We start from the raw sequence: 18,168 nt of genomic DNA, 5'->3' as shown, positions 1-18,168 counted from the left end.
GTCCCGTGCGGCCAGCACCACCCGCGCGCCGTGGCGGGCGAAGGCGTAAGCGGCGGCGCGGCCGATGCCGCTGGAGGCACCGGTGATCACCACGGTTCGGTCTTTGAAGGGAAAGAATTCCGGCATGGCCCGTCTCCTCGTGTGCATCACCCCGCTTGCTGGAGGCGCAAATGGCGGTTCGTCGCCCGAGCCAGCCAACAGGCCACCCGGCGACCTCTGCACGGTGGAGAGAGCTGGGCGCACGAGGTTCAGAAATTCTCCCCGCCGGCCCGCCCGGTTCGCCGCGCCCGCAGGCGAAACGGCGCTCCAGCCAGGGTCAGGCCGCCTGTCGGGGCGGCGGGCGCAGGTCTTGCTCTCCTGGCTCAGCGCGCTAATTTTCTCGCAGCTTCGGAACTACTCCTCGCCGTCTCGACGCCCCCTGTCGGCGGCGGCATCCAGCGCACAACGGATCGCCATGAACATTCGAATCGAATGTGTGGCTGGAGATCCGCCCACGTGGAAGGTCTTCCTGGGGTCGTTTTTCTGGTCATGCGCAACACGCGAAGAAGCCCGGGCCTGGGCGGCAGCCGCCCAGCACTACCTGGAAGTGCAGGGCTCGGGGAAATATCGGCTCCCTGCGCCGTTTCCGGCGGCGGCAGAACGTTCGCCGGCACGACGCGGCAGATCGCCACGGCTCGACCACAGCCGCTAGGCGGATCACGGCCGGACGGCAACCGCAGCGGTCACGCGGCAGACCAATTCCAGCTGAACGAAAGCGCACCGATGCCAGTCCGAAACCGAGGAAACTCGCCAAGGACCTCAGGCCATGCCGCCACGCCCTGCATTGCTCGCCGCTCTCCTGTCTGCCCTGTTGGTCGGCCCCCTGGCCGGCGCAAGCGAGCCGCTGCGCCTGCAGGCGCTCAAGCGCTGCGGCAACCTGCTGGACGACCAGCGCCAGGACTGGTGCCTGAAAGTGCGCGGGCTGGGTACCGGCTCGCCGCAGGTGATGCTCGACGGCCAGGCGCTGCCCGCTGAAACCATCCAGCGCGACGGCGGCGACCTGCGCATTCGCGTTGACAGCGCGAGCCGGCGCAGCGGTCCGCTCTGGCTGCAGGACGGCTCGCGGTCCAGCAATGCAGCCTGGCTGACCCTGCGCAACCGCCACGTGGTGGCGGCCGGGCCTGACGAGGTCGCGACGAACATGGATGGCCTGACGACCTACGTGGACCTGGTCAGCCTGCTGATCGAGGAGAACCATGATGGCCGGCAGGAAGCGCAGCGGCTGGCGCGCAAGTACGGGGCCGAAGTGGTCGGCAGCATCGCTCCGCTGAACCTCTACCAGCTGCGCTTGCCGGCCAGGGACCTGGTGCAGCGCGACGCCCTGGTTCTGCGCCTGGGCAGCGAAACCAGCGTGGATGCCGTGGTGATCGAGGAGTCCGCTGCGGAAAAGGCCGAGGAAGCGGCGCCTCGCCAGTCGCCCGGCAAGCCCGCGCCGGACTCCGATGAGTGGGCGGCCAACCGCTTCCTCGACGCGGTGAATTACTACCAGCGGCGCATCCCCGCGAAACAGGCGCCGATCCGCCCGCAGCCTGTCCGCATCGGTCTGATCGAGCGCGACGTGGATTTCGACAGCGCCGACTTCGCCGGCTTCCCGGGCCCGTGCTCGACGCCGCGCCTCTGCGTCTACGCCCGCGATGCGGACAAGCCGGACAACCACGGCACCACGGTAGCCGGCATCCTCGCCGCAGGCTGGGACGACGGCGGCAACACCGGTTTCCTGCGCGGACTGGAAAAGGCCGGCGGCGGTTTCGAGGTCATCGTGGAGCGCAACTCCGATGCCGGCATCACCGCCAATATCGCCGCCTCGGTGAACCTGGTGGAGGATGGCGTGCGCATCCTGAACTGGAGCTGGGGCATCCACCGCGTTGGCGCCCGCAACGTCGAGGGCGACGAGGTCGACTCGCTGCTGCGTTCGGGGATAGCCATGGGCGGCTACGAGGAACTGCTGGAGGAATTCTTCCTCTGGCTGCGCAAGGAGCATCCGGACGTGGTGGTGGTGAACTCGGCGGGAAACGGCTCGTCCTTCTCCGGCACGGACGAGTATCGGCTGCCCTCCTCCTTCATCACCGAGCAACTGATCGTGGTCGGCGGCCACCAGCGCAGCGAACGCGCGGGCCTGGCCGTCGACGACCCGGCGTTCGCCGTCAAGCGCAGCTCCTCGAACATCGACATGCGCGTGGACATCACCGCTTCCGCCTGTACCCACGCCTCCACCCGCGCCCCGGGCCAGCAAGGCGACGTGCATTGCGGCACCTCCTACGCTACCCCCATGGTGGCCGGCCTGCTGGCCGCGATGCTGTCGATCAACCCGCAGCTGCAACCCGAGCAACTGCGCATGCTGCTGCGCCGCAGCGCCATGAGCATCGGCGACAACTACGACTTCGAACCGATGGACGCCGAAGACCTCACCGCCCCCATCCTGCCGTCGGAACGCAACTATCGGCTGGACGACAAGGACATCGGCCGCTCCGCCCGGCTGGACATGCAGAAGGCCCTGGAACTGGCGGTGCAGAGCCTCGAACGGGTGCGCTGAGGCGACCGGCGATCAAACAAGGAACCTCGGCAGCGCAGCGGCGCTCTGAGCTTTAACCCACCGCGCAAGCCAACCCACCGCGAAGGTGCCCGCATGGATCTGGTCATCGCTCGCCCGGAAGGGCTCTACTGTCCGCCCGGCGACTTCTACATAGATCCCTGGCGCCCGGTCGAGCGGGCGGTCATCACCCACGCCCACGGCGATCACGCGCGCTGGGGCAATCGCCACTACCTGGCGGCAGCCCCCGGCGAAGGCATCCTGCGCTCGCGCCTGGGCCAGGACATCGACCTGCAGACGCTGCCCTACGGCGAGCGCCTGGATCACCACGGCGTGACCCTCAGTTTCCACCCTGCGGGCCATGTGCTCGGCTCGGCGCAGGTGCGCCTGGAACACGGCGGCGAGGTCTGGGTGGCTTCCGGCGACTACAAGGTGGAACCCGACGGCACCTGCACGGCGTTCGAGCCGGTGCGCTGCCACACCTTCATCAGCGAATCGACCTTCGGCCTGCCGATCTACCGCTGGCAGCCCCAGGCACAGCTGTTCGCCGAGATCGATGCGTGGTGGCGCGCCAACGCCGCCGCCGGCCGCGCCAGCGTGCTGTTCGCCTACGCCTTCGGCAAGGCCCAGCGCATCCTCCACGGCATCGACGAGAGCATCGGGCCGATTCTCGTGCACGGCGCCGTCGAGCCGCTCAATCAGGTCTATCGCGCCGCCGGGGTGCGCATTCCGCCGACCGCGTTCGCCACCGAGATCGCCCGGAACGATCCACGGCTGCGCCAGGCGCTGATCCTCGCGCCGCCCTCGGCCGGCGGCAGCACCTGGATGCGCCGCTTCGGCGATTACAGCGATGCGTTCGCCAGCGGCTGGATGCTGCTGCGCGGCGCTCGGCGGCGGCGCGGCGTCGATCGCGGCTTCGTGCTCTCCGACCATGCCGACTGGCCCGGCCTGCTGTGGGCCATCGAGCAGAGCGGCGCCGAGCGGGTGATGGTCACCCATGGGCAGGTCAACGTGCTGGTGCGCTACCTCGGCGAAAAGGGCCTGGACGCCCGCGCCTTCCAGACCGAATACGGCGAGGAAGACGACACCCTGGAGCAGAGCGCGTCATGAAAGCCTTCGCCGAACTCTACGCCCGTCTCGACGCCACGACTTCGAGCAACGCCAAGCTCGCTGCGCTGCAGGATTACTTCGCCGCCGCCCCGCCGCAGGACGCCGCCTGGGCGGTGTATTTCCTCGCCGGCGGTCGGCCCCGGCAGGTGGTGCCGACGCGCCTGCTGCGTGAGCTGGCCACACGGCTGTCGGGCCTGCCGGACTGGCTGTTCGAGGAAAGCTACCAAGCCGTGGGCGACCTCGCCGAGACCATCTCGCTGCTGCTGCCCGAATCCGCGCAGGCCTCCGAAGAAGGCCTGGAGTGGTGGCTTGAGCAACTGCTGCCGCTACGCGGCCTGCCCCCCGAGGAACTGGGCGAGCGCCTGCAGGCACTGTGGGCGCGCCTGGACCGGCAAAGCCTGATGGTCAGCATCAAGCTGCTCACCGGCGCCTTCCGCGTCGGCGTTTCCAAGCTGCTGGTCACCCGCGCGCTCGCCGCCCTGGCCGGCGTCGACGCCAAGCGTGTGGCACAGCGCATGGTCGGCTACACCGACCTGTCGCACCGCCCGACGGCGCAGCGCTACCTGGCGCTGATCGCTCCCGAGTCCGGCGAGGAGCACGCCCAGCGCGGCGGCCAGCCCTACCCCTTCTTCCTCGCCCATCCGCTGCAGGAACCGGTCGAACGCTTCGAGGCGCTGTTGGGCCCGGCGCAGGACTGGCTGGTGGAATGGAAGTGGGATGGCATCCGCGCGCAGCTGGTGAAGCGCGACGGTCAGGCCTGGCTCTGGTCCCGTGGCGAGGAGCTGATCACCGAACGCTTCCCCGAACTGCACGAGCTGGCCGACGCCCTGCCCGACGGCACGGTGCTCGATGGCGAACTGGTGGTGTGGAAGGAGCCCCCCGCCGGCAGCGACGCGCAGTTCGGCATCCAGCCCTTCGCCCTGCTGCAGCAGCGCATCGGTCGCAAGACCCTGAGCAGGAAGCTGCTGGAGGACGTGCCCGCCGCGCTGCTGGCCTATGACCTGCTGGAGTGGCGCGGCGAGGATTGGCGTAATCGCCGCCAGGATGAGCGCCGTGAGCGCCTGGAACTGCTGGTCGCCCAGATCGCCGACAGCCACCTGCGGCTCTCGCCGCAGCTGAGCGGCGCCGACTGGGCGGACCTCGCCCGCCAGCGCGAAGCGTCGCGCCGGCTCGGCGTCGAGGGCATGATGCTCAAGCGCCGCGACTCGCTGTATGGCGTGGGTCGCACCCGCGACCTGGGCCTGTGGTGGAAGTGGAAGATCGACCCGTTCAGCGTCGACGCCGTGCTGATCTACGCGCAACGCGGCCACGGCCGCCGCGCCAGCCTGTACAGCGACTACACCTTCGCCGTGTGGGACGACTCGGCGCCCGGCGAGCGCGTGCTGGTGCCCTTCGCCAAGGCCTACTCGGGGCTGACCGACGAGGAGATGCGCAAGGTCGATGCGATCATCCGCAAGACCACCGTGGAGAAATTCGGCCCGGTGCGCAGCGTCACCCCTACGCTGGTCTTCGAACTGGGCTTCGAAGGCATCTCGCTGTCCAAGCGGCACAAGAGCGGCGTTGCGGTGCGCTTTCCGCGCATGCTGCGCTGGCGCACCGACAAGTCCGTGGAGGAAGCCGACACCCTGGCCACCTTGCAGGGGCTGCTCTGATGCCGCGACGGGAGCGTCTCTCCGGGCTATGGTTCGCCAATCGGGGCTGGAAACCCTTCGCCTTCCAGCGCGAGGTCTGGCGGGCCGTCGAGGACGACGAGTCGGGGCTGCTGCACGCCTCCACTGGCGCCGGCAAGACCTACGCGGTGTGGTTCGCCGCGCTCGACCGTTTCGCCCGACAAGCGTCTCCGGCAGGTGACCCACCGCGCCGAGGCAAACCCGCCATGGCGCCGCTGACGCTGTTGTGGATCACCCCGATGCGAGCGCTGGCCGCCGATACCGCGCGCGCCCTGCAGGCGCCGCTGGACGACTTGCAGATCGACTGGAGCGTGGGCATGCGCACCGGCGACACCGACAGCGCCGAACGTGCCCGCCAGGACCGGCGGCTGCCCAGCGCGCTGATCACCACGCCGGAAAGCCTGACCCTGCTGCTGACTCGCGCCGACGCCCGCAAGGCTTTCGCCCATCTGCGCATGCTGGTGGTGGACGAGTGGCACGAGCTGCTGGGCAACAAGCGTGGCGTGCAATTGCAGCTCGCCCTCGCCCGCCTGCGCCGCTGGCAGCCGCAACTGCTGGTGTGGGGGTTGTCCGCCACGCTGGGCAACCTGGCCCATGCGCGCGAGGTGCTGATGCCCGCCGGGCGACTGGTGCAGGGCAAGGCCGCCAAGGACCTGCGCATCGACACCCTGCTGCCGCCGGGCCTCGAGCGCTTCCCCTGGGCCGGGCACCTCGGGCTGCGCATGCTGCCGCAGGTGGTCGAGGAACTGGAGGCCAGCAGCACCACGCTGGTGTTCACCAATACCCGTTCGCAGGCGGAAACCTGGTACCAGGCGCTGCTCGAAGCCCGCCCGGACTGGGCCGGCCTGCTCGCCCTGCATCACGGTTCGCTGGCCAGGGAAGTGCGCGACTGGGTGGAGGTGGCGCTCAAGCAGGGACAGCTCAAGGCGGTGGTCTGCACGTCGAGCCTGGACCTGGGCGTGGACTTCCTGCCGGTGGAGCGCGTGCTGCAGATCGGCTCGGCCAAGGGCGTGGCGCGGCTGATGCAGCGTGCGGGGCGATCCGGCCATGCGCCGGGGCGCCCTTCCCGCGCCACCCTGGTGCCGACCCACAGCCTGGAGTTGCTCGAAGCCGCCGCCGCGCGCACGGCCGTGGCCGAGTGCAAGGTCGAGGCGCGCCAGGCGCCGGAGAAGCCACTCGATGTGCTGGTGCAGCACCTGGTGAGCATGGCGCTGGGCGGAGGCTTCCATGCCCAGGACATGCTGGAGGAGGTTCGCGGCGCCTGGTCCTACCGGGAGCTGGGCGACGGCGAATGGCAGTGGGCGCTGGCATTCATCCGCCACGGCGGTCATTCGCTCACCGCCTACCCCGACTACCGCCGCGCCGAGCCCGACGCCGACGGCCTCTGGCAAGTACCCGACGCGCGCCTGGCGCGGCGCCACCGCATGAGCGTCGGCACCATCGTCAGCGATGCCAGCCTGACGGTGAAGTTCTGGGGCAGGAACAATGCCGGCTCCCTGGGCAGCATCGAGGAAGGCTTCATCGCCCGCCTGCGCCCCGGCGACAGTTTCCTCTTCGCCGGCCGCACCCTGGAGCTGGTGGAAGTGGACAACATGACCGTCTACGTGCGCCGCGCCACCGCCCGCAAGGCTGCCATTCCACGCTGGAATGGCGGGCGCATGCCGCTCTCCGGCGAGCTGGCCGACGCCATGCTGGACAAGCTGGATGCGGCGGACCAGGAGCAATTCTCCGGTCCGGAAATGCGCCTGCTGCGGCCGCTGCTGGACACCCAGAAAGCCTGGTCGGCCCTGCCCGGCAAGGCCACCCTGCTGGCGGAAACGCTGAAGTCCCGCGAAGGCTGGCACCTGTTCCTCTACCCCTTCGCCGGACGCTCGGTGCACCTGGGCCTCGCCAGCCTGCTGGCCTGGCGGCTGGCGCGGCATGCGCCGCTGAGCTTCTCCCTCGCGGTCAACGACTACGGCCTGGAACTGCTCAGCGCCAGCCCCGTGGATTTCGCCGCGGCACTGACACCGGCGCTGTTCGACAGCGCCGACCTGCTGCCCGAAGTGCTGGCCAGCCTGAATGCGGGCGAGCTGGCGCGGCGGCGCTTTCGCGAGATTGCGCGGATCGCCGGCCTGGTCTTCACCGGCTACCCCGGTGCGCCGAAGAGTGCGCGCCAGTTGCAGGCGTCCAGCGGGCTGTTCTTCGACGTGTTCAGGCAGTACGACCCGGACAACCTGCTGCTGATGCAGGCCCGGCAGGAGGTGCTGCGCCAGGAGCTGGACGTGCAGCGCCTGCAACAGACCCTGCAGCGCATGCGCTCGCTGCGGCTGGACCTGCGGCCGATCCAGCGCGCCACGCCTTTCGCCTTTCCGCTGCTGGTGGAGCGTTTCCGCGAAAGCCTGACCTCGGAGAAGCTCGCCGACCGCATCCGGCGCATGGTCGCCGACCTGGAGCAGGCCGCGGGTCCCGGCGCTTACGCAGCCGACCCGGCCTTGCCGGTCAGCGTCGAAAGCGACCAGCGCACGCCCCGCCCGCGGCGGCCCCGGCAAACCAAGGACGGCCGCCCGCGTCCACCGAAGCAGCGCCCTGACCGATGAGCCATCCGCATCCGTCCCATCAGGCCGTGCAGGTGGCCGGCAGCGAGCTCTGGCTGCTGGCGGAAAAGGCCCTGTGGTGGCCCGCAGAACAGGTGCTGATGGTCGCCGACATCCACTTCGGCAAGGCGGCGAGCTATCGCGCGCTGGGGCAGCCGGTGCCCGGCGGAACCACCGCCAGCAATCTGCAGCGGCTCGACGCCCTGCTGGCGCAGTTGCCGTGCCGGCGGCTGATCTTCCTCGGCGACTTCCTGCATAGCCGCGAGGCCCGCACCGCCCGCACCCTGGAAGCGCTGGCAGATTGGCGCGAGCGGCATGCGGCGCTGTCCGTCACGCTGGTGCGCGGCAACCATGACAAGCGCGCCGGCGACCCGCCCGCCGAATGGAATATCGAGGTGGTCGCCGAGCCGTTGCTGCTCGGCCCCTTCGCGCTGCAGCACGAACCGGCCCCCTGTCCGGGCCGGCATGTGCTGGCCGGTCACCTGCACCCGGCCTACGTGCTGCGGGGGCGTGGCCGGCAACAGGTGCGCCTGCCCTGCTTCGTGATCGGTGAGGGGCTGAGCCTGCTGCCCTCCTTCGGCAGTTTCACCGGGGCCATGACCTGGGAAATCGACGAAAACGAACGGGTTTTCGTCGTCGGCGACGGCGGCATCTGGGAGGTTCCAGCGGCGCGTCGGAGCAAATGATTTCAGCACTTTCGTGCAAATAATCTGAACTACAGGGTTTTTTCCCGGGTCGGTTCCGCCATGCCGTTTCGCCCATTCACACAACCGGGAAGCCGACCATGCTCGACACTTCGCTTGCAGAACTCTTCAAACAGAACGAACAGCAGCTCCTCGCCGACTGGCTGGAAGCGCAGCGGGCAGTAGGGCTGCGGCTGGACCTGATCGACGAGCGCGCGGTCCAGCAGAACTCCCAGGATCTGCTCAAGGCCTTCACCATGGCGCTGGCCCAGGGCGTAGCGGACTTCGAGTCGCCGGCCTGGAAGCCGCTCAAGTCGCAGCTCGAACGCCTTTCCGTGGCCCAGGCCCGGCAAGGCTTCAGCCCCTCGGAAACCGCCACCTTCATCTTTTCGCTCAAGGAGCCGCTGTTCTCGCTGCTGCAGAAGCAGCCCGGCGCCACCATCGAGTCGGTCTGGCAGATCAGCAAGCTGATCGACCAGCTCGGCCTGTTCAGCCTGGAGTACTACATGACCGGCCGTGAGGCGGTGATCCGCGAGCAGCAGGAAAGCCTGCTGGAACTGTCGACGCCGGTGGTGGAGCTGTGGGACGGCGTGCTGGCGGTGCCGCTGATCGGCGCGTTGGACAGCAACCGCACGCAGATCGTCATGGAGTCGCTGCTGCAGAAGATCGTCGAGACCGAGTCGGACCTGGCGATCATCGACATCACCGGCGTGCCGACGGTGGACACCATGGTCGCGCAGCACCTGCTCAAGACCATCACCGCGGCCAAGCTGATGGGCGCCAAGTGCATCATCAGCGGCATCCGCCCGCAGATCGCCGCCACCATCGTGCACCTGGGCGTGGAGCTGGGCGAGGTGGTGACCAAGGCCTCGCTGGCCGATGCCTTCAAGCTGGCCCTCAAGCAGCTGGGCGTGCGCATCACCCACGCGGACAGGGCTCGCTGAGGATATCGCCATGGTAGATCGCATCCCGATTCTCAAGATGGGCAGGTACCTGCTGCTCAGCATCCAGGTGGACATGCACGACCAGCTGGCCATGGACCTGCAGGAAGACCTCACCGAACAGATCGTCCGCCACAAGGCGCGCGGCGTGCTGATCGACATCTCGGCGCTGGAAATCGTCGACTCCTTCATCGGCCGGATGCTCTCCCACATCGCCAACGTGTCGCGCATTCTCGATGCCAAGGTGATCGTGGTCGGCATGCAGCCGGCGGTGGCCATCACCCTGGTCGAACTGGGCCTGTCGCTGGAAGGCATCGCCACGGCGCTCAACATCGAGAAAGGCATGCGCTGGCTGGAAAGCAGCCTGGATGACGAGGCGGACGACGGGGGGCCGGAGAGTGACGACGACACAAACGCTCCCACTGAAACAGGAAACTGACATCGTGGTGATCCGCCAGAAGGTCCGCAAAGCCGCCGAGGAAGTACGCCTGGGCCTGGTGTCGCAGACCAAGATCGTCACCGCGGCCAGTGAAATCGCGCGCAACGCCCTGCTCTACGGCGGCGGCGGCGAGTGCCTGCTGGAAATCACCCAGCGCGAAGGCCGCGCGGCCGTGCATCTGGTGATCAGCGACCAGGGCCCGGGCATCGCCGACATCGACCAGGCGCTGGTGGACGGCTACACCACCGGCAATGGCCTCGGCCTTGGGTTGAGCGGGTCGCGCCGGCTGGTGGATCAGTTCGCCATCCAGAGCGCGCCAGGGACAGGCACGACCATCGAACTCTGGAAATGGAAATGAACGACGCAGCCCTGCAGTTCAACCTGGCGGTATCCCATACCGCCCACGTCGACGCCGCGCGCCGCGCGGCGGTCAACCTCGCGCGCGACGCCGGCGTCGGGCAGCCGCTGCTGGATCGCCTGACCCTGGTGATCCAGGAAATGGCGCGCAACCTGGTGCTGCACGCCCACGGCGGCGAAATGCTGTATTTCCAGAACGAGCGCTGCCTGCAACTGCTCGCGGTGGATCGCGGGCCGGGCATGCAGGACGTGGCGCGCTGCCTGAGCGACAGCTTCTCCACGGCCGGCACCATGGGCGCGGGCCTTGGCGCCATCAAGCGCCTGGCCGACACCTTCGACCTCTACTCGCAGCCCGGCCAGGGCACCGTGGTCTTCGCCGGTTTCGATCTGCAGCCCCCCAGCGCCCCGCTGACGGTCGCCGGCCTCAGCACGCCCTACCCCGGCGAGGAAAGCTGCGGCGACTCCTGGGCCTGCAAGGGCCACCGGCTGATGGTCTGCGACGGCCTGGGCCACGGCCACGCGGCCAGCCTGGCCAGTTCGCGGGCGCGGGAAATCTTCCTGCAACATGATCTGAACCTGCCACAGGAAACGCTGCTCGAACGTATGCACCATGCGCTCGCTTCGACCCGCGGCGGCGCCGTGGCGCTGGCCGAAGTATTGCCGCAGCAGTCGAAGGTGCGCTTCTGCGCCATGGGCAACATCCTCGGCGTGCTGGACGACGGGCGCAGCCGCAGCATGGTCTCCGGCAACGGCACGGTGGGCTACCGGATCGGCCGGATCAAGAGCTTCAGCTATCCCTGGTCGCCGTCCACCGTCCTGCTGATGGCCTCCGACGGGATCGGCACCCGCTTCAACCTGGGCGCCTATCCGGGCCTGGCCACGCGTCACCCCGCGGTCATTGCCGGCGTGCTGCACCGTGACTTTCGCCGGCACAACGACGACGCAACCCTGGTGGTTCTCAAACATGCCTGACACTCATCAACATGCCTGACAATCTTCGCATCGCCACCGTTCGCATCCGCGAGGAGATCGACGTGGTCACCTGCCGCCAGAGCGCGCGGCAGATCGCCGCCTGGCTGGAATTGCCGAACCTGGAGCAGATCCGCTTCGCCACGGCGGTTTCCGAGCTGGCGCGCAACACCTACCAGTACGCCGGCGGCGGCCTGTTTCATTTCGACATCGCCAGCAGCCCCGGCGGCCTGCTGGAGCGCTTCTGTGTGGAAGCCTGGGACGAGGGCCCCGGGATAGTGGACGTCGAGCGCATCCTCGAAGGCAGCTACGTCTCCCACACCGGCATGGGCCTGGGCCTGCGCGGCGCGCAGCGGCTGATGGACGAGTTCGACATCCGCACCTCGCCAGAGGGCACGCGGATACGGGCCTGCAAGTACATTCCGGGCTACCGCGCCGCTCCCGGTCCGGACCAGGTCCAGGCCATCCGCCTGCAACTGCAGCACAACGGCGCGGCCGATCCCTTCGTCGAACTGCAACTGAGCGGCAGCGAACTGCTGCTGACTACCGCCGAGCTGCAGAACAAGCAGCTCGAGCTCGAAGCGATCAACCTGGAGCTGGAGAACACCAACAAGGGCGTCGTCGCGCTGTATTCGGAGCTGGAGAAGGCCAACGAGGAAGTCCGCGAGGCGAGCGCATCGAAAAGCCGCTTCTTCGCCAACATGACCCACGAGATCCGCACGCCGATCAATATCGTCGAGAACATCAGCAAGCTGCTGCTCAACGGCCACGACGGGCCGCTCAACCCCGAGCAGCAGCGCCAGGTGGCCTTCATCAGCGAAGCCGCCGCCGAGCTGTCCGCCCTGGTCAACGAACTGCTGGACCTGTCCAAGGCCGAATCCGGCCGCAGCGAGATCGCGCCCACGCGCTTCACCCTGGCGGAGTTCACCGAGCAGTTGCGCCAGTGCGCCAGCGCCATCGCGCTGCGCTATCCCAGTCTGCGGTGGGAGGTGGCGGTCCCGGCGAACGACGTCCTGCTGCAGACCGACCGGCACCTGTTGTTCCAGGCCATGCGCAACCTCATCGACAACGCCTTCAAGTACACCCTGGAAGGCCGCATCAGCGTGCGCACCTACCTGCCCGACGACGACACGGTGGAGTTCCTGGTCGAGGACACCGGCATCGGTATCGCCGAGGAAAACCAGGGGCGGGTCTTCGAGGAATTCTCGCGCATCCGCACTCCCGAGCTGGGCAAGGTGCAGGGCACCGGCCTGGGCCTGCCGCTGGCGCAACGCCTGGCCAGCCTGCTGCACGGCGCCATCACGCTGGACAGCAGTCCTGGGCGCGGCAGCCGCTTCCTGCTGCGCATCCGCCGCCGCCATGACGAGGCGCCCGTCGAGGTGCCGGCGGTCGATCTCAGCGGCGTCAGCATCCTGGTGGTGGACGACAGCGAGGCGGATCGCTACCTGCTGGCCTCGTTGCTGCGCCCTTACCAGGCCTCGATCCACGAGGCGAAGAACGGCGCGGCGAGCATCGAGATGCTCTACGAGGTGCGTCCGGACCTGATCTTCCTCGACCTCGACCTGCCGGACATCGCCGGCGAGGACCTGCTGGAGAACATGGACTGGGGCATGCATTCGCGAGTCGTGATCAACACCGCCAAGCCGCTGGACGACTCGACTCGCCAGCACCTGGCGCGCCATTCCCGGGCCATCGTGCAGAAGTCCGCGGCGGATTATGGCGAGCAGGTGCTGCGCGAGGTGTCGCGGCTGATGGAGGAGCAACAGCATGGGCGCTAAGAGGGTCCTGGTCATCGACGACCTGGAGGCCAACCGCTACATCCTGCGCAAGATCGTCGCCGACGGCTCCCAGTACCAGGTGCTGGAAGCGGCCACCGGTGCCGAGGGGCTGGAACTGATCCTGCAGGGCGTGGACGTGGTCATCCTCGACATCAACCTGCCGGACATGACCGGCTTCGAGCTGATCCAGAAGGCCGAGCGCCGCCTCGGGCCGAAACGTCTGCCGGCGATCATCAACATCTCGGCGACCTTCGTCAGCGGCAAGGACAAGGCCACCGGCCTGAACGTCGGCGCCCGCGCCTACCTCACCCATCCGATCAACCCCGACGAGCTGATCGCCACCATCGGCAGCCTGATGAAGAGCAACACGCGGCTGCAACGGGTGGAGCGCCAGCGCGACTGGGCGGAGGCCCGCACCGAGCAGATCGGCAAGGAAAAGATCATGCTCGAGCGCTTCATGCGTTCGTTCAGCCATGACCTGCGCTCCCCGCTCGCTGCCGCCACCATGGCCACCGGGCTCATGCTGCGCAGCCCGACCCGGCGTACCGACGAGCTGCTGAAGATAGTCGAGGACAACCTGCGCCGCGTGGACAGCATGGTGGCCAACCTGCTGGACATCTCCCACGTCAGCATCGGCGGCGGTATCAAGCTGAGCGGCGAGCGGATCGACCTGGCGGCCTGGATGCAGGACTCGATCGGCACCCTGGGGCTGCAGGTATCCAATCCGCTGGCACTGGAACTGGAGGGCGCGCTGGGCGAGGTGGTCTGGGATACCACGGCTTTCCTGCGCATCCTCGAGAACCTGGTGGGTAATGCGGCCAAGCACGGCGTGGCGCAGCAGCCGATACGCATAGCCCTGGCGCGGGCAGGCGAGAGCATACGCCTGAACGTGAGCAACGCCGGCAGCTTCCCCGCGGAGGTGCTGAGCAACCTCGCCACGCCCTATTTCATCTCCACGCGCAGCGAAACCAAGGGCTGGGGACTGGGGCTGCCCATCGTCAAGGCGCTCTGCGAGAGCTTCGGCGGCGCCGTGGGCTTTCGCAACGAAGAGCATCGCGCCGTGGTCGAGATCGAACTGCCGGCGCAATTGGCCTGAAGCGCGAGCGTCAGACCGGCTGCGCATGCGGCTGCGGATGGCGCGCCACGTTGCGTGGAAGGCCCATGGCCCAACCGTAGAACGCCACGGCCAGGAGAACTTCCAGCGACAGGCCGGCGAACACATACAGCACCGGCATCACGATCAACGAGCCGTGCTGCAGGGCCAGGGCGTGCAGCACGTACTGCACCGGAGCGAAGAGCGCCAGCCAGAGCAGCAGGAGGATGCTGATGGCGGCTTTCTGCCAGAACGGGAAATCGAACACGTAGTAGACCAGCGCAAGCCCCCAGGGCAACACGCCGAGCAGCAACTGGACCAGCAGCAGCGAACCGACGATATGCCCGGCGCTGTCGTGGGGGAAGCGGCCCGGCAGCCAGTGGAAGAAGGCCAGCGAGGCCGCCCACAGGATCGCCACCAGGCGCAGCAGGTAACCCAGCGGCAGCCAGGCGCCGCGCAGCAGGCAGGACCCGAGCAGCGCAACGCCGGCCAGGCCGACGTTGAGCAGGAAATGCTGCGCCTGCGGCTCTTCCGCCAGCCCCACCAGGGTGGGCGCCGCCAGGCGCAACGCGCCGTCCAGGTAGACGAACTCCTGCAGCGCCGCGCGGGCCTCCAGCCCCAGCCACTGGCCGAGCAGCAGGAAGCCTTGCTGCCAGGCTTCGACCAGCCAGGCATAGCCGATCCACAGCAGCAGGTTGCAGAGCAGCGGCAGAACCAGCATGGCGACCAGGGTCGGCGCGTCGAGGTCCAGGTGCCGGAAGGCACGGTCGCTGCGGTCGGTGATCGAATCGGGCAGGCGGATCGGCAGGTTCATGGCACGCTCCCTTCAGAATTCCACGAAGAGCCCGAAAGAGGCTCCGTCGCGGGTATAGGCCGTGTTCTGGTAATGGGTCAGGGCGAGGTTGAAGCCGAAGTCCCGGCGCAGCCATTCGCGCCAGGTCAGGCTCACCGCGTCGCTGGAGAAATCCACCAGCGAGGGGTTGTCGCCCACCATCTGGTAGGCCTCGCGTCCGCTGTCCAGGCGCATCACCAGGTAGCGCTCGGCATAGCGTCCGTAGGTCAGCGCCGAGTAGTAGCTGGTGGCCTGGACATTGCCCGGATGGCTGCGGTTGTGCCGCGCCCCGCCCTCGATGATCCACGGGCCGTCGAAGTAGTACTGGCCGCCCAGGGTCAGGGCATAGTCGCGGTGCTCGTCATGGGCGCGCAGGTAGGACACGCCGGCGCTGGTCACCAGTTGCCGGCGCGACAGCCACTTGCGGCTCAGGCTGGCGTCCAGGCGCAGGCTGGGCCACAGATCGGAATCCTGGCCGCCGCCGATGAAGACGCTGCTGAACCAGTCCGGGCTCCAGGTATGGGTATTGCCGAAACTGGCGTAGGCCCCCTGGTCGGAAAACGCGTGGCGTTGCATCAGTTCGCCGTAGAAAACGTTCGCGCCGCTTTCATGGGTGCCGCGGATGTAGCGGCCCATCCAGTCGCCATAGTCGTCACTGACGCGCGCGCGCTCCAGGCCGACCTCGATCATGGTGGTGGGCCGCGCCGGCTCTGCGAGACAGGGTATTGCCGCGCCGGCCAGGGCGAGCGCCGCGATCAGGACAGGGATGTTCATGTCGACCTCCCGACAGCTTCGGTTACCTGGGGCGCATGAGCGGCGCAGCCGGCCATGACGCTGCCGTGCACTTCGCAGCCCAGACCCAGCTGGATGGTCAGCGCGCTGAGGGTGGTGGGATGGCCGGGGGCCCCGGCGACACAGGACTCGCCCAGTTCGAGGCGGCTGCGCGATACCACCGGCCCGGCGAGCCAGACCGCTTCGCCGCAGCGGATCGAGCCGTTGGCGAACAGCGCGCCGGCGATGCGTGCGCCGGACTCGACCGTCGCATCGCCCTCGACCTTGATCGACCCGGCGAGCACCGCGCCACGGCCGATGAACAGGTCGCCACGCACCACCAGATCGCTGCGCAGGCACTCGCCGGGTTCCAGGCGGAAGTCCCCGGCCACCAGGCGCCGTTCCGTCGCCAGGACGGCCAGCCCGGCCCTGGGCAAGGGCTGGCAGGATTGGCCAAAGCGCAGCGGCGCGCCGGTCAGGCGACGGAAGCGAACGCCATGGATACCCTGCTCTATCAGCGGCTCGTCGGCTGCCGAGACGGGATGGACCTGCGGCAGATAGCCAACCGGCTCGCCGCGCCGCCATTCGGCCAGCGCCGGGAGCAGGGGCGCACCCAGCAGGCAGAGTGCGAACAGCACCAGCAGCAGGGCGTTCATGGCCGTGGCCTGCGGAAACGCGGGGTCTTCATCCAGTGCAACTGGCCGCGCCGGCCGCTCAGGTAGCGCAGCAGCTGTCGCGCCGTGGCCCCGCTGATGGCGAACAGGCTGACGAGGAATCCCAGGCAGTTGAGCGGCAGCAGGCGCAGGCGCGCGGCATTGCCGTCCAGGTGCGCACCGACGGCGATCTCGTAGAAGGCCGCGAAATTGCCCAGCGTGCCGTAGCCGACAAGGGTCAGCAGCACCATCAGGCCCGCTCCCAGCGGATCGGGATCGAAGAAGTACAGCAGCGCGACGCACAGCCATCCCAGCAACAGCACCGGCGCCATCAGATAGACGCCCAGCAGCAGCGCGCCGTCGAGCTTGCGCCGCCAGCCCAGGCTGGGGCTGCGCAGCAGCCCGGCCAGATGGCCGACCATCACCGTGTTGTGACCTTCGGCCCAGCGCGATATCTGCCGCACGCGGGCCGGCCAGGTTTCCGGGACCTCCTCGAAGCATTCGCAGTCGTTGACGTACGCCGTGGTCCAGCCCAGCCGCGCCATGCGCAGGGTGAGGTCGGTGTCCTCGGTGAGGCTGTGCACGTTCCAGCCGCCGACCTCGCGCAGCGCGCGCATTCGTACGCCACCCACGGTGCCGCCGTACTGGGGCACCAGGGCGAGGTTCATGCGCGCCTGCTGGTTGACCTGGTAGCCGCCGGTGCGCTCCAGGTCGAGCAGGCGGGTCAGCAGGTTGGTGCCACGGTTCACCGGCACCACGCGCCCCATCACACAGCCCACCTCGGGGTCGAAGAAGGGTGCCACGAGTTTTTTCAGCAGCGCGGGCGCGGGCAGGTAGTCGGCGTCGAAGATCAGCACCAGCTCGCCCTGCACCAGCGCCATGGCCTCGGCCAACGCGGCGGCCTTGCCGGGCATGCCGCCGCTGCGGTGGAGCGGCTGGATGCGCTGCGGCCAGCGCAGGGCAAGGGCATCGATGATGAAGCGCGTCTGGTCGCTGGAGCGGTCGTTGACCGGCACGATGCGCAGGCGCTCGGCCGGGTAGTCCGCGCGCAGCAGCGCAGCCAGGCAGTCGCCGACCACCGCCTCCTCGTTGTGCGCCGGCACCAGTACCGTCAACAGCGGCCAGTCGGCGTCGACGATGTGCGCGTAGTCCTGGTACTGCCGGACGAACAGGCGGTTGTTGGCCATGGTCAGGTGGCGCAGGGCGTACAGGCCGATCAGCCCGATCACCAGCGCCACCGCCAGGCGCAGCGGGAAATGCCAGGGCGATACTTGCGCCAGCGGGGCGGCCTGGGCGGCCAGCGGCAACAGCGTCAGCGCCAGCAGGCCAGGCGCTTTGCAGGGAAACGAGTGGGACATGGCAGCCACCTCCTGTGGCGGAGGAATCAGACGAAGCAGTTGGGGGTCCGGTACTGGGCAGCGACGCGGCAGAGCGACACCTGGCCGCCGGCTATGGCGGCATGGATGCCTTCGAGTGCGCGCGAGTCTTCCTGAATCTGCCGGACCATCCGCAGGACCCGCAGCGCCAGCTGCGCATCGGGCGCCAGGCGGGCGAGTTCGAGCAGCAGCTCGGCGGCAAGGTCGTCGTTGTACGAAGCGCTGCGGATGGCGCGCAGCACCTGGAAGTTCCTGTTGGGCATGGCTCACCTCGATGGGCAGCTCGGGCTGCCCGGGTTGTCGAGAGATTCGAATGCCAGGGTGGGCCTGGCCGGATGGAGGCGACGGGAA

The 18,168-nt window shown here is 68.5% G+C and carries 17 protein-coding genes; 11 read left to right on the top strand and 6 right to left on the bottom strand.

Going from position 1 to position 18,168, the window contains the following annotated elements:
* The coding region (locus ACCC94_RS09080; protein WP_413349038.1) for an SDR family NAD(P)-dependent oxidoreductase at positions 1-126 on the bottom strand (126 nt) is incomplete at its 3' end.
* 679 nt (positions 127-805) lie between these two features.
* Here ACCC94_RS09080 and ACCC94_RS09075 point away from each other — a divergent pair.
* The 11 genes from ACCC94_RS09075 (at position 806) to ACCC94_RS09025 (ending at position 14,188) form a co-directional block, all read left to right on the top strand.
* Complete coding sequence (locus ACCC94_RS09075; protein WP_413349037.1) at positions 806-2,572, top strand: S8/S53 family peptidase; 1,767 nt, start codon at positions 806-808, stop codon at positions 2,570-2,572.
* A gap of 93 nt (positions 2,573-2,665) precedes the next feature.
* Positions 2,666-3,679, top strand: a complete 1,014-nt coding sequence (locus ACCC94_RS09070; protein WP_413349036.1) for a ligase-associated DNA damage response exonuclease — start codon at positions 2,666-2,668, stop codon at positions 3,677-3,679.
* Positions 3,676-5,331, top strand: a complete 1,656-nt coding sequence (locus ACCC94_RS09065; protein ID WP_413349035.1) for an ATP-dependent DNA ligase — start codon at positions 3,676-3,678, stop codon at positions 5,329-5,331. The genes ACCC94_RS09070 and ACCC94_RS09065 overlap by 4 nt, the downstream gene beginning before the upstream one ends.
* Positions 5,331-7,928: a ligase-associated DNA damage response DEXH box helicase gene (locus tag ACCC94_RS09060; RefSeq protein WP_413349034.1), complete on the top strand. Its 2,598-nt coding sequence runs from the start codon at positions 5,331-5,333 to the stop codon at positions 7,926-7,928. Before ACCC94_RS09065 ends, ACCC94_RS09060 begins: the two co-directional genes overlap by 1 nt.
* Positions 7,925-8,611, top strand: a complete 687-nt coding sequence (gene pdeM / locus ACCC94_RS09055) for a ligase-associated DNA damage response endonuclease PdeM (protein WP_413349032.1) — start codon at positions 7,925-7,927, stop codon at positions 8,609-8,611. The genes ACCC94_RS09060 and pdeM overlap by 4 nt, the downstream gene beginning before the upstream one ends.
* A 98-nt stretch (positions 8,612-8,709) precedes the next feature.
* The gene (locus tag ACCC94_RS09050) at positions 8,710-9,552 is read left to right on the top strand and encodes an STAS domain-containing protein (RefSeq protein WP_413349031.1); all 843 of its coding nucleotides are present in this window, start codon (positions 8,710-8,712) and stop codon (positions 9,550-9,552) included.
* A gap of 10 nt (positions 9,553-9,562) precedes the next feature.
* The gene (locus tag ACCC94_RS09045; RefSeq protein WP_413349029.1) at positions 9,563-9,988 is read left to right on the top strand and encodes an STAS domain-containing protein; all 426 of its coding nucleotides are present in this window, start codon (positions 9,563-9,565) and stop codon (positions 9,986-9,988) included.
* Positions 9,989-9,992: 4 nt separating this feature from the next.
* Positions 9,993-10,346 carry an anti-sigma regulatory factor gene (locus ACCC94_RS09040; protein ID WP_413349027.1) on the top strand — a complete coding sequence of 118 codons (354 nt, stop codon included), beginning with the start codon at positions 9,993-9,995 and terminating at the stop codon, positions 10,344-10,346.
* On the top strand, positions 10,343-11,317 hold the full coding sequence (locus ACCC94_RS09035) for an ATP-binding protein (protein ID WP_413349025.1): 975 nt from the start codon (positions 10,343-10,345) through the stop codon (positions 11,315-11,317). The genes ACCC94_RS09040 and ACCC94_RS09035 overlap by 4 nt, the downstream gene beginning before the upstream one ends.
* Positions 11,318-11,328: 11 nt before the next feature.
* On the top strand, positions 11,329-13,092 hold the full coding sequence (locus ACCC94_RS09030) for an ATP-binding protein (RefSeq protein ID WP_413349024.1): 1,764 nt from the start codon (positions 11,329-11,331) through the stop codon (positions 13,090-13,092).
* The gene (locus ACCC94_RS09025; RefSeq protein WP_413349022.1) at positions 13,082-14,188 is read left to right on the top strand and encodes a response regulator; all 1,107 of its coding nucleotides are present in this window, start codon (positions 13,082-13,084) and stop codon (positions 14,186-14,188) included. Before ACCC94_RS09030 ends, ACCC94_RS09025 begins: the two co-directional genes overlap by 11 nt.
* Positions 14,189-14,198: 10 nt before the next feature.
* On the opposite strand, the gene ACCC94_RS09020 is transcribed toward ACCC94_RS09025, so the two are convergent.
* From ACCC94_RS09020 to ACCC94_RS09000, 5 genes are read right to left on the bottom strand one after another with little or no spacing between them, the layout of a single operon-like run.
* Entirely contained in the window at positions 14,199-14,999 is an 801-nt protein-coding gene (locus ACCC94_RS09020) for a hypothetical protein (RefSeq protein ID WP_413349021.1), read from the bottom strand.
* Positions 15,000-15,011: 12 nt separating this feature from the next.
* Positions 15,012-15,791 carry a YaiO family outer membrane beta-barrel protein gene (locus tag ACCC94_RS09015; protein WP_413349020.1) on the bottom strand — a complete coding sequence of 260 codons (780 nt, stop codon included), beginning with the start codon at positions 15,789-15,791 and terminating at the stop codon, positions 15,012-15,014.
* Positions 15,788-16,444, bottom strand: coding sequence for a hypothetical protein (locus ACCC94_RS09010; RefSeq protein ID WP_413349018.1), 657 nt, complete (start codon positions 16,442-16,444; stop codon positions 15,788-15,790). Before ACCC94_RS09010 ends, ACCC94_RS09015 begins: the two co-directional genes overlap by 4 nt.
* A complete protein-coding gene (locus tag ACCC94_RS09005; RefSeq protein WP_413349016.1) occupies positions 16,441-17,799 on the bottom strand; it encodes a glycosyltransferase in 1,359 nt (452 codons plus the stop codon). The genes ACCC94_RS09010 and ACCC94_RS09005 overlap by 4 nt, the downstream gene beginning before the upstream one ends.
* Positions 17,800-17,825: 26 nt before the next feature.
* Positions 17,826-18,080 carry a hypothetical protein gene (locus tag ACCC94_RS09000; protein ID WP_413349015.1) on the bottom strand — a complete coding sequence of 85 codons (255 nt, stop codon included), beginning with the start codon at positions 18,078-18,080 and terminating at the stop codon, positions 17,826-17,828.
* Positions 18,081-18,168 lie beyond the last annotated feature (88 nt).

Source organism: Pseudomonas sp. Pseusp97, assembly GCF_047304025.1.
Taxonomy (GTDB): Bacteria; Pseudomonadota; Gammaproteobacteria; order Pseudomonadales; family Pseudomonadaceae; genus Pseudomonas.
The sequence above is the reverse complement of the archived record's forward strand: the minus strand, read 5'-3'. Positions and strand labels throughout refer to the sequence as shown.

Bases quoted from the DNA above. Each gene is read 5' to 3' on its own strand.
- ACCC94_RS09005 (WP_413349016.1), bottom strand. From the start codon at position 17,799: ATGTCCCACTCGTTTCCCTGCAAAGCGCCTGGCCTGCTGGCGCTGACG.
- ACCC94_RS09035 (WP_413349025.1), top strand. From the start codon at position 10,343: ATGAACGACGCAGCCCTGCAGTTCAACCTGGCGGTATCCCATACCGCC.
- ACCC94_RS09010 (WP_413349018.1), bottom strand. From the start codon at position 16,444: ATGAACGCCCTGCTGCTGGTGCTGTTCGCACTCTGCCTGCTGGGTGCG.
- ACCC94_RS09060 (WP_413349034.1), top strand. From the start codon at position 5,331: ATGCCGCGACGGGAGCGTCTCTCCGGGCTATGGTTCGCCAATCGGGGC.
- ACCC94_RS09030 (WP_413349024.1), top strand. From the start codon at position 11,329: ATGCCTGACAATCTTCGCATCGCCACCGTTCGCATCCGCGAGGAGATC.
- ACCC94_RS09020 (WP_413349021.1), bottom strand. From the start codon at position 14,999: ATGAACCTGCCGATCCGCCTGCCCGATTCGATCACCGACCGCAGCGAC.
- ACCC94_RS09000 (WP_413349015.1), bottom strand. From the start codon at position 18,080: ATGCCCAACAGGAACTTCCAGGTGCTGCGCGCCATCCGCAGCGCTTCG.
- ACCC94_RS09015 (WP_413349020.1), bottom strand. From the start codon at position 15,791: ATGAACATCCCTGTCCTGATCGCGGCGCTCGCCCTGGCCGGCGCGGCA.
- ACCC94_RS09045 (WP_413349029.1), top strand. From the start codon at position 9,563: ATGGTAGATCGCATCCCGATTCTCAAGATGGGCAGGTACCTGCTGCTC.
- ACCC94_RS09065 (WP_413349035.1), top strand. From the start codon at position 3,676: ATGAAAGCCTTCGCCGAACTCTACGCCCGTCTCGACGCCACGACTTCG.
- ACCC94_RS09075 (WP_413349037.1), top strand. From the start codon at position 806: ATGCCGCCACGCCCTGCATTGCTCGCCGCTCTCCTGTCTGCCCTGTTG.
- ACCC94_RS09070 (WP_413349036.1), top strand. From the start codon at position 2,666: ATGGATCTGGTCATCGCTCGCCCGGAAGGGCTCTACTGTCCGCCCGGC.
- ACCC94_RS09025 (WP_413349022.1), top strand. From the start codon at position 13,082: ATGGGCGCTAAGAGGGTCCTGGTCATCGACGACCTGGAGGCCAACCGC.
- pdeM (WP_413349032.1), top strand. From the start codon at position 7,925: ATGAGCCATCCGCATCCGTCCCATCAGGCCGTGCAGGTGGCCGGCAGC.
- ACCC94_RS09050 (WP_413349031.1), top strand. From the start codon at position 8,710: ATGCTCGACACTTCGCTTGCAGAACTCTTCAAACAGAACGAACAGCAG.